Origin of the sequence: Kitasatospora gansuensis, from assembly GCF_014203705.1 — a bacterium.
Lineage (GTDB): Bacteria > Actinomycetota > Actinomycetes > Streptomycetales > Streptomycetaceae > Kitasatospora > Kitasatospora gansuensis.
Genome location: NZ_JACHJR010000001.1, coordinates 6,726,843 through 6,745,086 on the forward strand (window position 1 = coordinate 6,726,843; position 18,244 = coordinate 6,745,086).

The following is an 18,244-nucleotide window of genomic DNA, read 5'->3' on the forward strand; positions in this document are numbered from 1 at the left end:
GCACCACCCTGCGGGGCTCCGGGCCGGGCGGGCCGCACATCAGGCCGTGACGACCTCGAGCCGGGGCGGGTTGCCGCTGTTCAGACGGGTGTTGAGGACGGCCGCGAGGCCGACCGCGCCGAGCGGCCCGAAGACGGCGAGCGAGGCGGTGCCGCTTCCGCCGGCGGAGGGCAGCGCGGCGGCGACCGCGCCGGTCACGTCGAGGCCGACCCAGTCGTAGCCCGTGGAGACCGCTCCGGTGCCGAGCGCCGTGGTCGGGGCGGGGGCGCCGTTCCAGGTCACGCCGGGTTCCGTCCAGGTGCCGGAGGCGGTGGCGAAGGCCTGCAGCGTGGTCCGGATCCCGGCCGAGTCCTGGACGTTGCCGTACACCCAGAGCACCGCGCGGGACACCGTGCCGGTCAGCCCGGAGACGTCGAACTTCAGCAGGGACCTGCGGTTGTAGCCGTTGTTGGCCACGTTGCTGTTCTTCACCACCATGGTGGTGGCGTTGCCGTAGTTGGTGTTGCCGTAGGCCCCGTCGCGCACATAGGTGGTGGCGGTCGCGCCCAGCCGGGTCGCGGTCGCGGCAGCGGGGGCGGCGCCGGTGGTGCCGAGCGTGACGGACTGGCTCGCGCCCTGCTTGCCGCCGGTCTCGGCGAGCAGGGCGACCTGCCCCGAGGTGGTCAGGACGGTGACGCCGGAGGCGGCGGTGACGGAGGCGTAGCCGGGGCGGGCGACAGTGACCTGGACGGTGGTGGCGATCCGGCTCGGGTCGCTGACGTGGACCGACAGCGTGCCGCCCTGCTCCTTCACGACCACCGAGCACGGGGCGGAGACCGTGATCGGCCCAGCCGTTCCGGCGGCGAAGAAGTTGGCCATGGTCAGTCCGAGGGACGGGCAGCTGATCGCCTGGACGGTGGAGGTGTTGGACAGCACGGTGGCCGTCGGGGCCGCGGCCCGGGCGGCCGCGGTGGCCGCCGTCGCGCCCGGCATCAGCACGTAGTGGTAGCTCGCGTCGACCGGGTCGGTGCCGTGGTCGAGCGACATCGTGACGTAGTTGCGGGTGAGGGGGGTGGTGGAGGAGCCGGTGTTGACGTCGGACCAGGCCCCGGTGCGGGCCACCCGCTTGGCCTTGACCGTCGCACCGCCCGGGAACACCCAGGCGCCCACGCCGTTGATGGCCATGTACTTGCTGCCGGTGAACGTCTGGCTCCAACCGAGCGTGCTGGACTGGACGGTGCCGTCCACGGTGAAGACGAACGCGTTGTTGGGGCTCATGTTGCGGTTGTCGACAGTGGTCTGAACCGGGACGCCGTCCGTGGCGGTGATCCCCGCACCCAGGCACACGATCGAGTCGTCCAGGCAGAACCAGGACTTCTTGCCGGTCAGCGTGGACTGCAGCCCGCGCACGTCCTGGCCGACCGCCGAGAAGGTGCCGTCGGTCGCGCCGCCCGCCCAGGTCGCGCTCGGGTGGGAGGCGCCCCAGGCGCCGCCCGCCGCATCGGCCAGGACCTTGGTGGAGACGGTGGTGCCCGGCAGCGCGTACGGGTCGACGGTGGGCCAGAAGGCGTCCGAGTACTGGCCGTTGCCGTAGGTGTCGCCCCACCAGTAGAGCATTCCGTTGTTGGTGTGCCAGCCGCGCAGGTTCTCGCCGTTGCCGGTCTCGTAGAACGAGGTGCGGGCCGAGCACATGCTGATCGACGCGGCCCAGCCGGCCCGGCGGTGCACGGCCCGGTCCATCGCGAACACCCGGCTGTTCACCGGCTCGGCGCTCGCGGTGACCGAGGAGTTGTTCAACAGGGCCTGGGCGCGCGCCAGTTCGGGAATCTCCATGGTGGTGCTGGTGAGCAGGTTCCGGTAGTAGTCGCGCTGGATCCAGCCCTTGGCCATGGACTTCCAGGAGGCCGCCACGGACGCGGAGACCGCCCCGGAGTCGGCGAGCCGCAGGACGTGGCCCACGATCGAGTGCCCACGGACGTGGTCGTCCTGCTGCACGTCCGGCCTGGAGAGCTGGACGCCGCGGCTGATGGACCGGCCGGAGACGCCGTCCATCACCAGCCCGTTGTAGAGGAAGGGCGCGTAGGCGTTGGTCACCGAGTCGTAGTAGTTCTGCACGGCCGGGTCGGTGACGGCCCAGGCGGTGCCGGCCAGCAGCGCGAGCAGCTTGCTCACCCCCCGGAGGAAAACCTCGCCGTAGGCGCCGGTGTACGGGATGTAGGTGTGCTGCACGAAGCTGCCGTCGGCGTAGAACCCGTCACCGCTCAGCACGTACGGGAAGACCGGGGGAAGGGCGTCGCGCGCGACGCCGATCGGGGCGGCGCTCTTGCCGAGCACGCCGCGCAGCGCGTACACCTGGCACAGGTCGACCCGGTTGGCCCCCGTGCTGGTGCCGCTGTACGTGGCCAGCCGGGAGGCGGGGACGAAGTGGTCGACCGCGGCACAGTAGTCGGCGATCTGAGCCGCCGTCAGCTGGGGGTACATCAGGACGCAGGCGTCCAGCATGCGCTGCGGGGCGCCGATCTCCCAGTCCCACCAGTTGTTGTAGACCGTCGTGGTGGGGGAGTAGGCATGGGCGTGCATCCAGTCGAGACCGGTGGTGATCGCCGAGGCGAGCGACGCACTGCCGGTCAGACCCGTACCGGGCTGGACGTAGGCCAGTGCCATGACCCGCAGACGCACGTAGCAACTGGTGACGTTGGCCGACACACTGCCGATCGGCAGGTCCGGCCACAGCGAGGACGCCCCCGGAGCGATCGACCCCAGGTAGCCGTCGGCTTCGGTGCCGAGCGCGGACAGCGCCGTGGAGTACGGGGCCGCCGCCGGGTCGAAGCCGGAGCCGGTCAGCATCAGCGACCAGGTGTCGCGCATGGCGTCGTAGGCGTCCGCGGCCCAGGCCGCCCCGGGGCGCAGCAGCTGGGACGCGGCCGCCAGGGCGGTGGCGGTCCCGCCGATCCGGAGCAGCCGCCGTCGGCTCATCGAAGCGCTGAAACGGCTGCGGGGCTGGTCGGCGTCCATGGCACGTCCTCCTTGACGAACGAAACCCCCCGATCCGAATGGCCAGGACGGTAACGGCCGCCGCTCCGCACCGGCAATGGGCCGGGACCACATGACCGGCCATATGTTTCGCCGCACCCGGTCCGACCCCGGAAGGTGGTCACGGATAGTGAGGGCGCGAACTCCCTGCGGAGCGTCCATGCGGCAGCCGGGTGACCTGACATGGTCCAGCCAGTTCGCTGACGAAGCCTTCAAGGGTTGCCGACGAACCGTCACCCTGAACAGGCCGGTGGAGGACGGGTCGACGGGGGTGAGGGCATGAACGTACGACTGGGGACACGACCGAGCGTGACGGTCGGAGAGCTCGAGGCTTACCGACGGGCGCAGTTGGCGCAGACGCTGACCTTCGTCGGCAGGTCGAGCCCTTACTACGCGGCTCACCTTTCCGGGAAGGCCATCACCCCTGAAACCGCGCGCGCCCACCTGCGGAGACTGCCGGTGATGACCGGTCAGAGCTGGCAGGACAGCCGCGCGGCCATCCGTACCGGCACCCCGGCCGGGGCTGTCGTCGGCTACACCAGCGGCACCACCGGCGAGCCGGCAGCCTTCTTGAGCTCCCCGACGGAGCGGGCCGAGCTGGCCCGCTTGCAGGCGGCCAGGCGCAGTGAAGGGTTGACGCTCTCGTTCACCAGCGTCAACCACGGTTCGGCCGCCTTCGGCGGCTTCACCACGGGTGTCGTCCCACAACCGCTGGTCACCGAGGCCCAGTACGAGCAGGTCGCCCTGATGCTCGAACGGGCGACGGAGCCCTACGCCTCCCTCGAACCGGTCCGGGGACTCGAAGGAACCCTGTTCAGGATCAAGGAGCTGACGCTCTATCTGATGGAACGCCGCGGCCGCCTGGACGATCTCGGCATCAAGGCCGTCACCGTGGGGCGCAACCTGCTGTCCCCGGCCTGGCGGCGACGCCTCGAGGACTGGTGGGGAGCGGAAGTCCGTTCCGTCTACGGCTTCTCCGAGCTGCGTGTCTGCAACGCCGCCTCCTGCGGGGTGTGCGGCTACCACCACATGCCGCCCACCGGCCTCGCCGAAATCCTGCCCCTGCACGACGACTCACCGGTCCGACCGGGAGAACGAGGACGGCTCGTGGTGACCGCCTTCCACCCGTACGTCCAGCTGGAACCACGCCTGCGCTACTACCCCGGAGACCTCGCCGAACTGGCACCGGAACCCTGCATCCGCTGGGGCGAACACGGCTTCCGCCCGCTCGGCCGGGAACAACACTCCATCACCCTCCCGGGCAGCGGAGACCTGATCTGCCCCGCCGACGTCCACCCGGCCCTGGCCGACCACCCCGACGTCCACCGCTTTCACCCCACCCCGCCACCCACAGAGATCTTCTCCAAGGACGAGGTCGGCACCCCACGCTTCCGCCTGGAAGCCACCGAGGGTGGCGCCGAGCTCCACGTGGAGCTGCGCCATGACCCGCTCGTCTGGCCGGAGAAAGCCGCCCGCGCGCAGCAGGAGATCACCGACAGCCTGCTCCTGCCGCACACCGTGGACGTCGTCGTCCACGGACCCGGTCGGCTCGGAAAGGTCCGCAACATCTGATGCCGGCACAGTGCCGGCGACACGAGAAACGGAGCACCCAAAGATGAAGCACAACACGCCGATCACCGTCCGCCGGATCGCGGCAACCGGAGCAGCCCTTGGAGCCGCATCCCTGATCGGCCTGGCAACAGCCCCCACCGCCAACGCGGTTCCCGCACCGACCGGCACCGCTGTCCAGGCCGGCCACGGCTGCGGAACCGTCATCGGCGAGCAGGCGGCACCGTCCGCCGAAGCCTTCGCCGAACTGGTGACCTTCGCCGTCTGCCTGTAGGGCCGAACCTGAGGTCGCTGGAAAACAAAACTGCCGGTCGAGAGTGATCTCGACCGGCAGTTCCATGAGCCCCGTGGTGCCCGGGCCCGCTGACGGGGCGTCAACGGCGGGATGCGGGGCTACTGCCTGATGCCGGCTCGCAGGGCCGCCGTGAACCACGCGAACACCGGAGCCAGGCTTGCTGGAACGGGCCATCCGTTGATGGCGGCCAGGAGGTGCCAGTAGCGTTCCGCGCGGGGGTCGCCGGCGATCTCCAGGCGGGTCAGCAGCCAGTGGCGCAGGTCGGCGTCGTCGGCGCGGCCGAAGGTCTGGGCGTAGCGGATGGTCAGGGCGTCAAGGATGTGTGCGGCCTCGGCAGAGGTCGGGGCGATGCCGGCATCGAGCGCGCGGCCGATCTGGTCACGTACGGTCTCGGTGAGTTCGTGGTGCAGTCCGGTGGAGTCGCCCCGGGCGCGCTCGGCCGCCTGGTACTCCGCCATGCGGCGGACGGCGGCGCGGAAGTCCGGGTCCTGGACGAGCTCGGCCAGTTCCACCCAGGCGGCCACCTGATCGGGCTCGGGGTCGTCCGGCAGCTCGGGCATGGCCGAGCGCATCATGTCCACGAAGTCGGCGTTGGCGTCCAGGTCGCCGAAGGTGTCGTCGATGAAGTCGCTGATGAGGCGCCGACGTTCGACATCGGAGAGCTTTGCGAGCTTGTGCATGAGATCCATTTCCTCGGTGGTGGAGCCCCGCTTGGCCACCGCGCGCAAGACGGCCCGCCGAAGCCGGAGAGTGCGGATCTGCACCTCCAGAGCATCGGCGTGCGCGGCCGCGATCTCGGGAACCGAGACCTCGTGGTCCAGCACCTGCCGGATGACGGCAAGGTCGAGTCCCAGGTCGCGAAGGGTGCGTACCAGATCCAGCCGCGCGAGTGCGCTGACGTCGTAGAGCCGGTAGCCGGCCGGGCTGCGGTCCGTCGGCGGCACGATCCCCACGTCGGAATAGAACCGAATGGTCTTGACCGTCAGCCCGGTCCGCCGAGCCAGGTCACCGATCGAGAAGAGCGTGTCGCCGTCCATGTCCCCACCTTCGCGTCTCCCCTTGCTGGAGACTCAAGCCCCGTCGTTTGCAGTGTGACGAACCAGAGGAGGTACAACGCCGACCGGGTCGTGGAGCTGGTCAGTGGTGCGGTGGGGCGGCCGGGCGGGGGATCAAGTCGGTGTCGAAGTCGCCGTCGGCGATCTGGTGTGCCAGACGGCCGAGTTGGTGGTGGTGGGAGCGTGCGTAGATGCGGAAGGCGGCGAACGCCTCGTCGACGCTCAGGTGCCAGCGTTCCGCGAGGAGGCCCTTGACCTGTTCCAGCACGATGCGGCTGTTCAGGGCGAACTGGAGCTGGCCTCGTTCCAGTTGGCTGTGGGCCAGAGTGCGCTGTTGCAGGACGGCGATGGTTGCCAGGTCTGCCAGGGCCTGGGCGAGAGTGACGTTTTCGGCGCTGAGGGGGGTGGGGTCGGTCTGGAACAGGCCGAGTACTCCGATGACGCGCCCGCGCAGCCGCATCGGGATCGCGTTGGTGGACACGAAGCCGGTCTCCCTGGCCGCGTCGGCGAACCGCGGCCAGGCTGCGATGGTCCGCGGGTCGTGGAGGTTGATGTCGGTGCGGGGGATGCCGCTGCGGTAGGAGTCCACACAGGGGCCCTGGTCGTGCTGCAGGGCGAACAGTTCCAGGACCCGGGTGTGTTCGTCGGAGGCCGCCAGGACCTGTAGGTGATCGTGCTGGTCGGCCAGCAGGATGCCAACAGCGGCCACGTCCAGGAGGTCCATGCAGCGTTCGGAGAGCTGCTGGAGGAAGTCGATGAGGTCGAAGTCGTCGATCAGGGAGTCGGCGACCTTCACGAAGACTTCGGTGAGCTGCTGTTCGCGGGTCATGGCGATCAGTCCTTGTCTGTGACGGGCGTTGTCGGGCTCTCGCCGTTGCCGAGGCGGCCCAGGCGAAGGCGCCGGCCCAGCACGTCCTTGGAGGTGTCGATGACGGAGCGGCCGCTGGTCAGGCAGCGGGGAGGTGAGCGCGGGGCAGGCCGTGGATGCTCTTGTCGGTCACGATGCTCACCAGGTGGTGGGTTCCGGTCAGGGTGAGCAGACGTGTCAGCACCGGGGGCGGGCTCTCCAGGCGCAGGCGCCCTCCGGCGGCAACGGTGAGCCAGGTCGCGTCGATGAAGGCGTACAGGCCCCGGAGGTCGCAGAAGCCGAGCGGCGCCAGGTCCAGGTCGATGCTGCGCACGCTCGCGTGCAGGCAATCCCGGACCACCCGCTCCAGTCGCGGCGCGGTGGCGAAGTCGATCCCACCGCTCAGGGTGAGCGTTGTGCCGAGGCTGCGGTCGCGCCGGTGGATACTCAAGCCCTGATCGGCGGGCCAGGGGATCGGCGCCGTTACCAGGGCGGCTGCGGTCTGCTGCGTGGGGATCACGTGGACTCCTTGGCCGTCTCGTGCGTGACGCGGCCGGGGTCCGGGGCAGCTGGAGCAACACCCGCCGAAGCGGGCTCCGTCATCTGATGCGCTGGGAGCAGGAACGCCCTGGCACCTGGTCAAGTCCCAGGCACTGCATGGCGATTGAGCCCAGAGAACGAAAGGGGTCCTCTGTCCTACGTACAGTAGCGCGGTGGACGCCGCCGTGGTGACGATCGCCGGATGTCCCGCCGGGAGGGAACGTGCGGTCAGCACTGGTGCCGGGGTTCCGACGGGGGCAGGCTGGAAGTGCACAGGACGCAGGCCCTGTGGGGCCGTGTGGCGCGAAGGGAGTCCCGGTGATCCAGGTCGGGGACATCCGCGAGTGGCGCACCCACGACGTCGTCGACGCCGGCGGGCACAAGATCGGCATGCTGGAAGCGATCTATGTGGACACCAGCACGGACGAGCCGGCCATGGCCACCGTCCAGGTCGGCCTGCCCACCCGCCACCGCCTGGTCTTCGTCCCGCTGGACGGGGCCAGCGTCGGACCGGGTTACGTCAGAGTGGTCTACGACAAGGCGCTGGTGAAGGACTGCCCGCCGATCGGAACGGACGACGTCCTGCCGGCCGAAGACGAGGAAGCGATCTTCCGGCACTACGGCCTCAGCTACCAGCAAGGCGCAGGCGGTGAGCGGCAGCTCGCCCGCCGCTGAACGCCCTGCCCGAGGAGGCATCCGTTCATGGCTGGATCGGTTCAGTCCTGGGTGAGCAGCTGGGTGCGCAGCAGCGCGACGGTTCGCGAAAGCAGTCGGGAGACGTGCATCTGGGACAGGCCCAGCCGGGTGCCGATCTCGGATTGGGTGAGTTCGTCGCTGAAACGCATCGAGAGGATCTGCCGGTCGCGTCGGGGCAGTGCGGCGATCAACGGGTTGAGGGCGTGGAGGTTCTCGACACGATCGAAGCCTCGCTCGATGAATCCGGTGTGGGTGGCGAACGAGCCGTCGCCTGCGTCCAGTTCGGTCTGGGCGTCCATGGACGAGGTGCTGTAGCCGTTGGCGGCCAGCATGCCCTCGATGATCTCCTCGGCGGGCAGGTCGAGGTAGGCGGCGAGCTCGCCGGGGGTCGGAGCGCGGTCGAGCTTGATGGCGAGGACATCGCCGGCCCTGGCCAACTCCAGGCGCAGGTCCTTCAGTCGGCGCGGGACGTGGACCGCCCAGGTGGTGTCGCGGAAGAAGCGCTTGATCTCACCCCTGATGGTCGGCAACGCGAAGGTGCTGAACACCAGGCCACGCTCGAGGTCGAAACGGTCGATGGCTTTGATCAGGCCGATGGTGCCGACCTGGATGATGTCTTCCATCGGTTCGGAGTTGCCGCGGAACCGGGCGGCCGCGAACCTCACCAGGGTCATGTTCAGTTCGACGAGGGTGTTACGGACGTAGGCGCGCTCGTGGGTGCCCTCCTCGAGCTCCGCCAACCGCCGCAGGAGCACCGTGGACATTGCTCGGGCGTCGGCCGTGCTGACGCGGTCCGTGGTCCGGGCTTCCGGCAGGCCCGCGGGTCGCCGGAGGGGCGCGGTCCGCACCGCCGTGGTGGTGCCGACCGGGGCCGGAGAATCTGCGACGGTCTGCTCGACTGTGATGTGGGCAGCCATGGATGGTCCCTTCCACTGTTGTCGGTAGGCTCTCGACGACCCAGCCGTCAGGTGTTCGGCCGCGCCGTCGTGGGTAGACGCGCCCAGGAGCGGCAGGGGTGCCGGCACCAGGTGCTCGGCCGCGACGGCTCGCGTGCGGTTCGGCAGGCGCGCGGGTGTGGCCGTGCGGTTTCTCGGGATGAGGCCAGATGAGCACCAGTCAGTCGGGGCTGCCCCAGGGCGGTCAGTTCCGCCGTCTCGCCCTCTTCGGGGGCAGCGGTGTGGTCGGCCGATGTCGGGACTTCACCCGGATCGCCCTGCTGGACTGGGGCTGGCTCCCCGCCGCTGATGAAGAAGGACAGGCTGTCGCCGACGACGTACTGCTGCTGGTCTGCGAACTGGTGACGAACGCCTGCCTCCACACAGCCGGTCCTGAACGGCTCCTCCTGCACTGCACCGAGAGTGCCCTGCGCGTCGAGGTGGCCGACGCCGGCCCCGACCGTCCTCGGCCACGCCTCCCTCACCAGCCCGGGCGCCCCGGCGGGCACGGCCTGCACATCGTCGCGCGGCTGTCGACGCGCTGGGGCGTCACCGTACGGGAGGATCTGGCCGGCAAGTCCGTCTGGCTGGAGATCGCCGCACCGTCGGCCCCCTGACAGCTGCCTCGGAGCCCGAGGCTCGCTCACGTTCGGTGGTCAGGGCTGGGACGTGGTGTCGGTGGGGTGGGGGATCAGGTCGGTGTCGAAGGCGCCGTCGGCGATCTCGCGAGCCAGCTGGGCGAGTTGGCGGTGGTGGGTGCGGGCGTAGGCGCGGAAGGCGGTGAACGCGTCGTCGACGGAGGTCTGCCAGCGTTCCGCGAGGATGCCCTTGACCTGTTCCAGGACGATTCGGCTGGTGAGCGCGGACTGGAGCTGGCCGCGCTCGACCTCGCTGTGGTCCAGGGTGCGCTGCTGCTGGATGGCGATGGTCGCGATGTCGGCCAGCGCCTGGGCGAGTGTGATGTCCGCGGCGCCGAGCGGGGCAGAGTCGGTCTGGAACAGGCCGAGCGTGCCGATCACCCGGCGGCGCAGGCGCAGCGGGATGGCGTTGGTGACGACGAAGCCGGTCTGGCGTGCGCGGGTGGCGAACTGCGGCCACTCCTGGGTGATGTGAGGGTCTGTCAGATCGATGTTGAGGCGGGGGCTGCCGGTGCGGTAGCACTCGACGCAGGGGCCCTGGTCGTGCTGCAGTGCGAAGAGCTCCAGCAGGCGGGTGTGCTCGTCGGAGGCCGCGATGGTCTGCAGTTCGTCGTGCTGGTCGGCGAGCAGGATGCCGGCAGCCGCGACGTCGAGGAGTTCCACGCACCGTTCGGAGAGTCGCTGGAGGAAGTCGATGACGTCGAAGTCGTCGATGAGGGAGTCGGCGACCTCCACGAAGACCTCGGTGAGTCGTTGCTCGCGGGTCATGTCGATCAGTCCTTCTCTGCGTGGGGCGGGGACGTCCCGTTGTCGTCGGGCTCCAGGCGCAGCCGGCGCTCCACGACGTCCTGGCAGACGTCGGTGATGGAGCGCCCGCTGCTGTAGGCGTGGGCACGCAGCCGCAGGAGGGCCTGCGGCAGGGAAAGGGCGAGCTGGACGCTGAGCATGCCGGTCGCCTGGTGGACGACCGCACGCTGCAGGGTGTGGGGCGGGTCGAGGGGGACGGCGGCGGCCTGGGGTTCGCCGTTGCCCAGGAGGCGGGCGGTGAGGGCAGCGGCAAGTACCAGCGCGTCGCCCACCTGGGACGCGGTGAGCGCGCCGGGGGTGCGGCGCACGGCGGTCAGCACACCGACGTTGATGGCGCCGATCCCCATCGGGAAGCAGAACACCGCCCGCACCGGCGCGGCCTCCTCGGCCAAGGCGGCCCAGCGGCCGGACCGGACCTGGGCCAGGTCCGGCACCAGCACCATCGCACCGCTGCGCAGCGTGTCGGGTCCGGGGCCCTCGCCGAGGGTGAACTGCAGGTCCTCGAAGCGCCGGGAGGTTTCGTGGGAACACCAGAGCGGTTCGGTCACGTCCCCGGTCAGCAGGGAGACCGCCAGGGCGTCCACTCCCAGCGCGGCGGCGCCCGCCGCGGTGACGTCGGCGACTCGGGGGGTGCCGTCCCGGCTGTCGAGCCCACGCAGGACCTCGGCCATGCGATCGCTGATCACCAGGCACCCCCGGGTGAGGCTGGTAGCGAGAGTGAGCGGACCCGCACGGTGTCACGACCTCTTCGCGCGCGGTGGCCACGGATGACTACCGCCCACCCTAGTTCCATCGGGCAGCCTCGGCGGCCGCCAGGTGCCCCGGCTCCCCGGCACCACGCCAGAGGCGGAAGAAGGGCGCCCGGTACGGGGGAGGGGGAGGCGCGGCGACTGGAGGGCCCGGGAGGCCCGGGAGGTCTCGGAGGAGGAAGCCGGCGCCGCTGAGATCCAGCAGCCGGGCCAGGGCCCGCCGGGGGTGGTGCAGGCGCAGCGAACCGCCGGCCGCCGCAGCGGCCCTCGCGGCCGCGAGGAAGACGTTGAGGCCGCTTACGTCACAGAACGTGAGCGCGCTGACGTCGACGTCGATGGTGTGGATCCCCTCGCGTGCACAGCTCTCCAGTGCCGCGCGCACGAGTGGGACGGTAGCCAGGTCGAGCTCACCGGCGAGCATGACCGACGCCCGGATCCCTCGGTCGTGCCGGTAGACGTTCAGGCTCTGCAGAACGGGCATGATGCCTCGCTTCACGCGACCAACCGGCGCAGCGGCCCAGCGGCGGAGCCCGGTGTGAGGCTCCGGCCCGGAACGCTCTCCATGCGGTCAGGCCTTCGACAGGGCACGGAGCCCTCGGAAGACGCACACAGGCGGTCGGATGGTTCATCCGTCCCCCGCGGGCACCTGTGTTACGGCCAGCACTTGCCACGTCGGGGTCTGGGACGCTCCGCGCAGCATAGCCCGCAACCCGCACTCGGCGTAACCACGTCCACCCGCCGGTCGGCGAACGCGACGCCCTCCTCGGCCGCGCGCGGCATCCGCGCGGCGCTGCGTACCGGCCTACCGGCGAGGCCGCGCCGACGACCCGTCGTCGTCGACCGGGAGGTCGTCCGGACGGACCGAGGCCACCCCCCAGGGCTTCCCGATCCCGGCCAGGGAGGTTTCCGCCAGCGTGAGCGTCTCTCCGAGTACGCCCGCGATCCGGCCCGCCTCGCCGAGCTGGTCGCGGGTGTCCCGGGCTATCCGGACCAGATCCATCTCCGAGATGTCGGAGGAGACGGAAGTCAGCCGCCCGGACGCCTGCTCGCTGCTCAGGACGGTGCCGAGGCGATCGAGCAGCTCGGGGAGATGGGACGCCAGTGCCTGCAGCGCATGGACCGCCTCACTCACCTGGCCGGTGTCCAACAGTGCCGAGTATTCGGAAAGTTGAGCGACTTGCCTCGCCACCCGGATCAACTCGGCTGCCTCGGAGGCGAGTTCTCCGATCGGACGGTGCGCTGGCGTTGGACGGCTCACTGGGATACCTCTCGTCGCGTCAGTGGGATCCTGCCTCTCCCCGCGCGGTCCGCGCGGCAGAGACCCGGACGGGCGACGGACCGCCCTGTCCAGGAGCCTGCCCCCGGCATCGGGGTCGAACCTGAATCCGCTCACCCCCCGAGCACATGCATGGGAGGCCGAAAGGCGGGCAGCCGACCTTTCGACAGCCTCCCGCACTCATGGCCTGATGTGACGTCAGGTCTGCGGAACCCGGGAGGAAGCAGCTCGACAAGGAGGACCGCGTTGATGAAGAACCTGTGGACCCATGGCACCGAGAGCGGCTACCCGACCGGCACGGACCTGACGGGCTACCGGGTAGAGGCGATCGACGGCCACATCGGCAAGATCGACAAGCACACGGCCGAGGCGGGCACGTCGTTCGTCGTCGTCGACACGGGCGTGTGGATCTTCGGAAAGGAGATCCTGCTGCCGGCCGGGACGATCTCCAGCGTCGACATCCCGAACGAGACGGTCTTTCTGAACCGGACCAAGGACGACGTCAAGGGTGCCCCCGAGTTCCACCGGGAGACGCACCTCGACGACCCCGACTACCGGGAGGCCGTGGGCGCTTACTACACCGGCTTCGTGATCCGGTAACGGACGTCGACCAGCAACGCGGAGGGGAGGCCCGGTGAACCACAAGGGCTCGGTACAGAAAGCCGCGACGAAGGCCCGTGAAGCAGTGGTCAGAGAAATCGCCGTCGCGGAGCGGTCGGCCGCGCGGACCGGAGAGCAGGTCATGAGTCGGCTCCTGCCCCATATCCACTCGGTGGCCTCGGAGTTGGAGAGTGCCGCCGGTCGGACGCGCCGCGGCTACGACCGGTACCTGGTACCGCGGCCGGTAGCGCTGCCCCCGTACGGCGGGCCCACGGCGACGCAGATCTCCCGGGCCCACAGACGCCGTGCGGCAGGGATCGTCTCGCTCGGCCTGCTCGGGCTGGCCGGGGCGCTGGCACTGCGGCGGTGGCGCAGGCGCAGCGACGCGCTGGAGCGGTTCACCCTGCCGGACCACGACCTGCCGGACCACGACCTGCCGGAGCACGACGACGAGCGACCGCGGGTCGTGTCCCGTGGAGTGGTGTAGTGGTCGTGCGCCAACGGTCATGCGGTGGGCGGTAGTTCGTCGCGGGCGTGTTCGGCGGGGTAGATCTGGTCCATGCTGCCCTCGGGTAGGTAGCGGCGGGGGAAGGCGATCCATTCGTCGTGCATCTCGAACAGCACGGCGGTGACCAGCCGCAGGAGCGCGTCGTCGTTCGGGAAGACCTGGACGACGTCGGTGCGGCGTTTGATTTCGCGGTTGATCCGCTCCAGCGGGTTGGTGGACTGGATCTTCTTCCAATGTCGCTCCGGGAAGCCGGCGAAGGCGGTGAGGTCGTCCTTGGCCTCCAGCAGCATCGCTTTGACCTTGGGGAACTGCTTGCCGAGCATGTCGGCGACGGTGTCCAGCTGAGCTCGGACCGCGGCTTGGGTGGGTTGGGCGAAGATCGTGCGGATGGTCGCGGCGACCATCTCGGCCGCGTCCTTGGGGATGATCGCGAAGGTGTTGCGCAGGAAGTGGACGCGACATCTCTGGTAGGCGGCTCCGAGCATGACCTTGCGGATCGCCTTGACCAGGCCGCTGTGGTGGTCGCCGATGACGAGGCGGACCCCGGTCAGGCCGCGTTCGCGCAAGTGACGCAGGAACTCGGCCCAGAACACCTCGGTCTCGCTGTCGCCGACCATCACCCCGAGCACCTCGCGGCCGCCGTCCTCGGTGATGCCGGTGGCGACGACCACGGCCCGGGAGACGATCTGGTGGTTCACCCGCGCCTTGCAGTAGGTCGCGTCCAGGTAGATGTAGGGGAAACGGGTGTGGCCGAGCGGCCGGGTGCGGAAGGCGGTGAGCTGTTCGTCCAGGTCAGCGCAGATCCGGGAGACCTCGCTCTTGGAGATGCCGGTGTCCGCTCCGAGGGCTTTGACCAGGTCGTCGACCGAGCGGGTGGACACGCCCAGGACGTAGGCCTCCATGATGACCGCGTAAAGGGCCTGGTCGATGCGGCGCCGGCGCTCCAGCAGGCTGGGGAAGAAACTGCCCGTGCGGACCTTGGGGATGGCCAGCTCCAGATCGCCGGCCTGCGTGGTCAGGGTCTTGTCCCGGTGGCCGTTGCGCCAGGTCGTACGGGCCTCGGTTCGCTCGCCGGGCTCGGCGCCGATCCGGGCGGTGGCCTCGGCCTCGATCAGCTCCTGCAGGATCCGCTGGGCGAGGGTCCTGATCAACTCGATTCCGTCGGCCGAACGCAGTGACTCCATGAGGCGGAGTAGGTCAGACTGGGATAAGGCCATCGCGTACCTCCCTGGGTGAACTCGCCGTTCTACACAGAGAGTTGCGCGATGGCTGCCCCATGACCAGGGGTCACTCCAAGATCCCTGCTACACCACTCCACGGGACGCCATCCGACCGCGTCCGTCCGAAGCGGTGACCGCCGTGTCGGACCGTGGTGTCGCGGCAGCGGAAGCCGTCGATGACGGCACTCCGATGACGGGGTCGGGCCCTGAGCCAAGACCACACATCCTGCATCCACGCGGTGCCGTCCTCAAGAGCGGGAGGCCCGGGCTCCGGCCCTGACCGGCGCCGTCGCCCCTGCTGAGCGGGGTCGACCAAGGACGGGGCCGGCGGGTGGGGCGCGTGAACGAGGTGGTGCGTGCGTCATCCGTCGGCTCGGTCGCGGTCGATCATCCGGCACACCGACCGGCACCTTCCCGGGCGACCTTGCCGTACCTGTTCGTGCTCACCTCACTGGACCACACGGTTCCACCGCGGGTCCGCATCGCAAACTTCGGAGCACGCCATGATCATTATCGTCATCGGGCTCGTCATCCTGGTCGCCGCGGTAGTCGTGGGCGCGGCAGGTGTCCTCTCCGACACCGGCAGCACGGACGGGCTCACAGACTGGTTCGAGGTGTTCGGCTACCACGTCACCGGCTCCAGCGGCACCCTGTTCCTCCACGGCACCATCGTCGGGGCGGTGGCCCTGTTCGGGCTGAGTCTGCTCCTGGCCGGTGCGTGGCGTACCTCTCGCCGCAGCCACGTCGCGCGCCACGGACTCAAGCAGTCCCGCCGCGAGATGGCCGCCGCCGACAAGGAGCGCGACGGCCTGATCGACCAACGCGACACCGCTCGCGCGGAGACGGCGAGTGCGCGAGGGAACGACAGCCCATCTCACGACGACCTCGTCCCCGACCCGGACGAAGGTCACCGGAAGGGGCTGAACCTGTTCGGTCACCGAGCCGCCCGCCGATAGAGCGTCACCACACGCGAATCGCCGGCCGTCCCGAGGGCCTCGCCGACGCGCCATCAGCAGATGACTCACGAAGGGCAGCCACCCATGGGTATCGCCAAGAAGATCGCGCACAAGGCGGAAACGCTTAAAGGCGGCGTCAAGAAGGCCGTCGGCCGTGTCACCGGCAACCGGCGCCTACGGGCCGAAGGCCGGGGTGACCAGGCCAAGGGAAACACCAAGCAGGCGGGAGCGAAGATCAAGGACGCTTTCAGGCACTGACCACTCCGCCCCTGCCCCGACCCTGGACAACCTGCAGCACGTCGCCCCGGCGCGGTGCGCGACTGGTCAGGCCGATTCGGTCCGTGCCGCCGTCGCCTCCCGTCTCCCGCCACGTCAGTCGCGTCCCGCCCGCCGGGCCACCGCCGTCACAGCCGCCGCGCCGAAGGCGAGGACCGCGCACAGCAGCCAGACCGTCACGCCAGGGTCCGCGGCCAGGAACGTGGCGTCGGGCGACTGGCTGCCGAAGTACACCACGCCGAAGACGACGGCGCACAGGAAGAACGGGGCGACCCGGCGATCGGCCAGCGCCCGGACGTCCACCAGCGGTTCCGCCGTGCGCAGTTCGACCGTCAGCCATGCTCCACCGAGGAGCACCGCGAGGAGCAGTCGGCCGAGCACCGGCCGGGACCTGCTCGTCACCGCCGTCTTCACCCGACCAGGCCCAACTCGCCCGCTACGTCGGCTTCCGACTGGGCTCCCTCGACGGGGTGACCTCCTCCCGCACCCAGGTCTCCACCGCCGCCCACACCGAAGGCAGCCGATGGCGTCTCGACCGGCTCACCGAGGACCAGCGCCGGCGGCTCGCGCCCGCGGCGACCGCCGGGGGCCGGCCGCAGGACGGCCGACTGCTCCAGGGCAGCGACCTGGAACTCGTACAAGCGCTCAGCGAGGACCCCCGGCAGCCCGCTGCCCGGCTCGCCGCCCGCACCGGCCTCAGCCCCACCACGGTCCGCCGGCGCCTCGACCGGCTCGACGCCGAACACGCCCTCGTCTACCGCTGCGAGGTCGCCCGAGCCCTCTCCGGCCGGCCGGCCGGTCTCGGTGTCGCTGTGGGGGCCGTGCCGCAGAGCCGGGCCCCGCACCTCGCCGAACGGATCAGCGCCCTGCGCGAGATCCGCCTCTGCGCCTCCCTCTCCGGCCCGCACAACCTGCTGCTCGCCGCCTGGCTGCGCTCGGTCGACGACATCGCCCCCTTCGAGTCGCGGCTCACCGAACGCTTCCCCGAACTCGCCGTCGCGGACCGGACGCTGACGCTCTGGTCGATGAAACTGGGCGGCCACCTCCTCGACCCGCAGGGCCGCCACCTGCGCGCCGTCCCGCTCGGCCGCTGGCACGACCCGCGCTCCGAAGCAGCCGAAGCGGCGTTCCTCGACCGCCTGCGCACCCCGCCCGGGCCGGCCGGGCATCGGAGGCTGGACCGGCGGGCTCTCCACCGTCCGACCGGCGCCACCCCGGACGAGCGGTCACCGTCGCACTGAGCTGACCACCGTCGCACAGAACTGGCGGCTCCGGGTGATGGGCGGCGCCCCGGCCGATCCGTCCAACCAGACCACCTTCGGCCCCACACGATCCGGTGACGAAAGATGCGAGATCACGTCACAGACCCGCTCTCTGCGCGGTCCAGTAGTGGGCGGCGTGGGCGAGTGCCGGGCCGTCCAGCTCCGCGACCAACCGCTCGAAGAGGCGGACGGCGGCGGGGCCGCTCCAGTCCTCGGTCAGTACCTCGGGCGGGAGCCCGGGGTCGCGGAACGGCAGCTTGCGCCAGTGGTCGATCACCGAGAGGTAGGTGACGAAGGCGTGCTTGCCGTCGGTGAAGGAGTCGGCCGCGAGGCGGTCGCGCTCTCCCTGGTAGTCCTCGATGAACTCGCGGTAGCGCCGGTCGATCTCGGCGAGGTCCCAGCCGTTGCGGACCATGGTCGTGAGCTGTTGCCCCCCGAGGTAGTCGCCGACGAAGACGGCGCACTGCTCGGTGAGATCCAGTTCGGCTATGGCCCGTTGGGCGGCCGGGAGCATCCGCGCGGGGGCTATCCACACCGCCGAGCCGATGTTGCCGAAGCCGAGCGAGGTCAGATGTGCCGTCAGCTGGTGGCGCTTCGCGCGGGCGGACTCCGGTACGGAGAAGTTCACCAGGCACCAGCCGTCGCCGAGATCGGCCGGCTGTCGCGCGTGCCAGATCACCTCGTCACCGGCCGCGAGTGCCTCCAGTGCGGCGGGTGTCAGGGCGTAGCCGCGCAGGCCGGAGCGGGTCTGCGACTCCAGCCATCCGCGCTTCTTGAGCCGGAAGACCGCCGTCCGGACGCTGGAGGCGTCGAGGCCCGACTGGGCCAGGAGTTCCACCGTGCCCGCGATCGGCATCCAGTTGCCCATGGGACGGACGACCGCGCCGAGGAAGCTCACCAGCAGGGTCCGGGAACGGCGGGCGGCTGCCGGGGGCCGGGCGCTCTTCGTCTCGCTCATCCCGTCCAGTATCGCCGAGGCGGTCATTCATGATCGCACCGGCCC

Annotated in this window: 21 protein-coding genes; 9 read left to right on the top strand and 12 right to left on the bottom strand. The window is 70.3% G+C overall.

The genetic code is table 11. The features are described from left to right. Positions 1-39 precede the first annotated feature (39 nt). A complete protein-coding gene (locus F4556_RS30275; protein ID WP_184921695.1) occupies positions 40-2,994 on the bottom strand; it encodes a polysaccharide lyase family 8 super-sandwich domain-containing protein in 2,955 nt (984 codons plus the stop codon). 480 nt (positions 2,995-3,474) lie between these two features. Between F4556_RS30275 and F4556_RS30280 the strand changes: the two genes are divergently transcribed. Both F4556_RS30280 and F4556_RS30285 read left to right on the top strand, forming a co-directional pair. After that, positions 3,475-4,584: a phenylacetate--CoA ligase family protein gene (locus tag F4556_RS30280; protein ID WP_184921697.1), complete on the top strand. Its 1,110-nt coding sequence runs from the start codon at positions 3,475-3,477 to the stop codon at positions 4,582-4,584. Positions 4,585-4,627: 43 nt separating this feature from the next. After that, positions 4,628-4,855: a hypothetical protein gene (locus tag F4556_RS30285; RefSeq protein WP_184921699.1), complete on the top strand. Its 228-nt coding sequence runs from the start codon at positions 4,628-4,630 to the stop codon at positions 4,853-4,855. 119 nt (positions 4,856-4,974) lie between these two features. On the opposite strand, the gene F4556_RS30290 is transcribed toward F4556_RS30285, so the two are convergent. The 3 genes from F4556_RS30290 to F4556_RS30300 form a co-directional block, all read right to left on the bottom strand. Next, positions 4,975-5,913, bottom strand: coding sequence for a MerR family transcriptional regulator (locus F4556_RS30290; RefSeq protein ID WP_184921701.1), 939 nt, complete (start codon positions 5,911-5,913; stop codon positions 4,975-4,977). Positions 5,914-6,013: 100 nt separating this feature from the next. Further along, positions 6,014-6,760, bottom strand: a complete 747-nt coding sequence (locus F4556_RS30295; protein WP_184921703.1) for a GAF and ANTAR domain-containing protein — start codon at positions 6,758-6,760, stop codon at positions 6,014-6,016. Between the two features lie 118 nt (positions 6,761-6,878). Next, positions 6,879-7,298 (bottom strand): STAS domain-containing protein, encoded by a 420-nt coding sequence (locus tag F4556_RS30300; protein WP_184921705.1) that lies wholly within the window; start codon positions 7,296-7,298, stop codon positions 6,879-6,881. A gap of 338 nt (positions 7,299-7,636) precedes the next feature. On the opposite strand from F4556_RS30300, the gene F4556_RS30305 reads away from it, so the two are divergent. Continuing rightward, entirely contained in the window at positions 7,637-7,993 is a 357-nt protein-coding gene (locus tag F4556_RS30305; protein WP_184921707.1) for a PRC-barrel domain-containing protein, read from the top strand. Positions 7,994-8,034: 41 nt separating this feature from the next. On the opposite strand, the gene F4556_RS30310 is transcribed toward F4556_RS30305, so the two are convergent. Continuing rightward, positions 8,035-8,931: a SigB/SigF/SigG family RNA polymerase sigma factor gene (locus tag F4556_RS30310; protein WP_184921709.1), complete on the bottom strand. Its 897-nt coding sequence runs from the start codon at positions 8,929-8,931 to the stop codon at positions 8,035-8,037. A 188-nt stretch (positions 8,932-9,119) separates the two neighbouring features. Here F4556_RS30310 and F4556_RS30315 point away from each other — a divergent pair, with 188 nt between their 5' ends. Next, positions 9,120-9,566, top strand: coding sequence for an ATP-binding protein (locus tag F4556_RS30315; RefSeq protein WP_184921711.1), 447 nt, complete (start codon positions 9,120-9,122; stop codon positions 9,564-9,566). 39 nt (positions 9,567-9,605) lie between these two features. Here F4556_RS30315 and F4556_RS30320 read toward each other — a convergent pair whose 3' ends face one another. From F4556_RS30320 to F4556_RS30335, 4 genes are all read right to left on the bottom strand, one after another. Next, a complete protein-coding gene (locus F4556_RS30320) occupies positions 9,606-10,355 on the bottom strand; it encodes a GAF and ANTAR domain-containing protein (RefSeq protein WP_184921714.1) in 750 nt (249 codons plus the stop codon). Between the two features lie 5 nt (positions 10,356-10,360). Next, positions 10,361-11,080 carry an ANTAR domain-containing protein gene (locus tag F4556_RS39570; RefSeq protein ID WP_184921716.1) on the bottom strand — a complete coding sequence of 240 codons (720 nt, stop codon included), beginning with the start codon at positions 11,078-11,080 and terminating at the stop codon, positions 10,361-10,363. 97 nt (positions 11,081-11,177) lie between these two features. Then, a complete protein-coding gene (locus F4556_RS30330; RefSeq protein WP_184921718.1) occupies positions 11,178-11,624 on the bottom strand; it encodes an STAS domain-containing protein in 447 nt (148 codons plus the stop codon). Positions 11,625-11,945: 321 nt separating this feature from the next. Beyond that, the gene (locus F4556_RS30335; protein WP_184921720.1) at positions 11,946-12,290 is read right to left on the bottom strand and encodes a hypothetical protein; all 345 of its coding nucleotides are present in this window, start codon (positions 12,288-12,290) and stop codon (positions 11,946-11,948) included. Between the two features lie 378 nt (positions 12,291-12,668). Here F4556_RS30335 and F4556_RS30340 point away from each other — a divergent pair, with 378 nt between their 5' ends. Beyond that, on the top strand, positions 12,669-13,019 hold the full coding sequence (locus F4556_RS30340; RefSeq protein ID WP_246511124.1) for a PRC-barrel domain containing protein: 351 nt from the start codon (positions 12,669-12,671) through the stop codon (positions 13,017-13,019). A gap of 142 nt (positions 13,020-13,161) precedes the next feature. Continuing rightward, positions 13,162-13,506 carry a hypothetical protein gene (locus F4556_RS30345; protein WP_184921724.1) on the top strand — a complete coding sequence of 115 codons (345 nt, stop codon included), beginning with the start codon at positions 13,162-13,164 and terminating at the stop codon, positions 13,504-13,506. Between the two features lie 17 nt (positions 13,507-13,523). Here F4556_RS30345 and F4556_RS30350 read toward each other — a convergent pair whose 3' ends face one another. Beyond that, on the bottom strand, positions 13,524-14,744 hold the full coding sequence (locus tag F4556_RS30350) for an IS256 family transposase (RefSeq protein ID WP_184910583.1): 1,221 nt from the start codon (positions 14,742-14,744) through the stop codon (positions 13,524-13,526). Positions 14,745-15,250: 506 nt separating this feature from the next. Between F4556_RS30350 and F4556_RS30355 the strand changes: the two genes are divergently transcribed. After that, positions 15,251-15,703, top strand: coding sequence for a hypothetical protein (locus tag F4556_RS30355; RefSeq protein WP_184921726.1), 453 nt, complete (start codon positions 15,251-15,253; stop codon positions 15,701-15,703). Between the two features lie 84 nt (positions 15,704-15,787). Next, on the top strand, positions 15,788-15,961 hold the full coding sequence (locus F4556_RS30360; RefSeq protein ID WP_184921728.1) for a CsbD family protein: 174 nt from the start codon (positions 15,788-15,790) through the stop codon (positions 15,959-15,961). Positions 15,962-16,075: 114 nt separating this feature from the next. Here the strand turns inward: F4556_RS30360 and F4556_RS30365 are convergent, their stop codons facing one another. Further along, positions 16,076-16,381 (bottom strand): hypothetical protein, encoded by a 306-nt coding sequence (locus tag F4556_RS30365; protein ID WP_184925816.1) that lies wholly within the window; start codon positions 16,379-16,381, stop codon positions 16,076-16,078. A 68-nt stretch (positions 16,382-16,449) separates the two neighbouring features. Between F4556_RS30365 and F4556_RS30370 the strand changes: the two genes are divergently transcribed. Beyond that, entirely contained in the window at positions 16,450-17,220 is a 771-nt protein-coding gene (locus F4556_RS30370; RefSeq protein WP_313068854.1) for an Lrp/AsnC family transcriptional regulator, read from the top strand. Positions 17,221-17,338: 118 nt separating this feature from the next. On the opposite strand, the gene F4556_RS30375 is transcribed toward F4556_RS30370, so the two are convergent. Continuing rightward, entirely contained in the window at positions 17,339-18,199 is an 861-nt protein-coding gene (locus F4556_RS30375) for a PaaX family transcriptional regulator (protein ID WP_246511126.1), read from the bottom strand. Between the last annotated feature and the right edge of the window lie 45 nt (positions 18,200-18,244).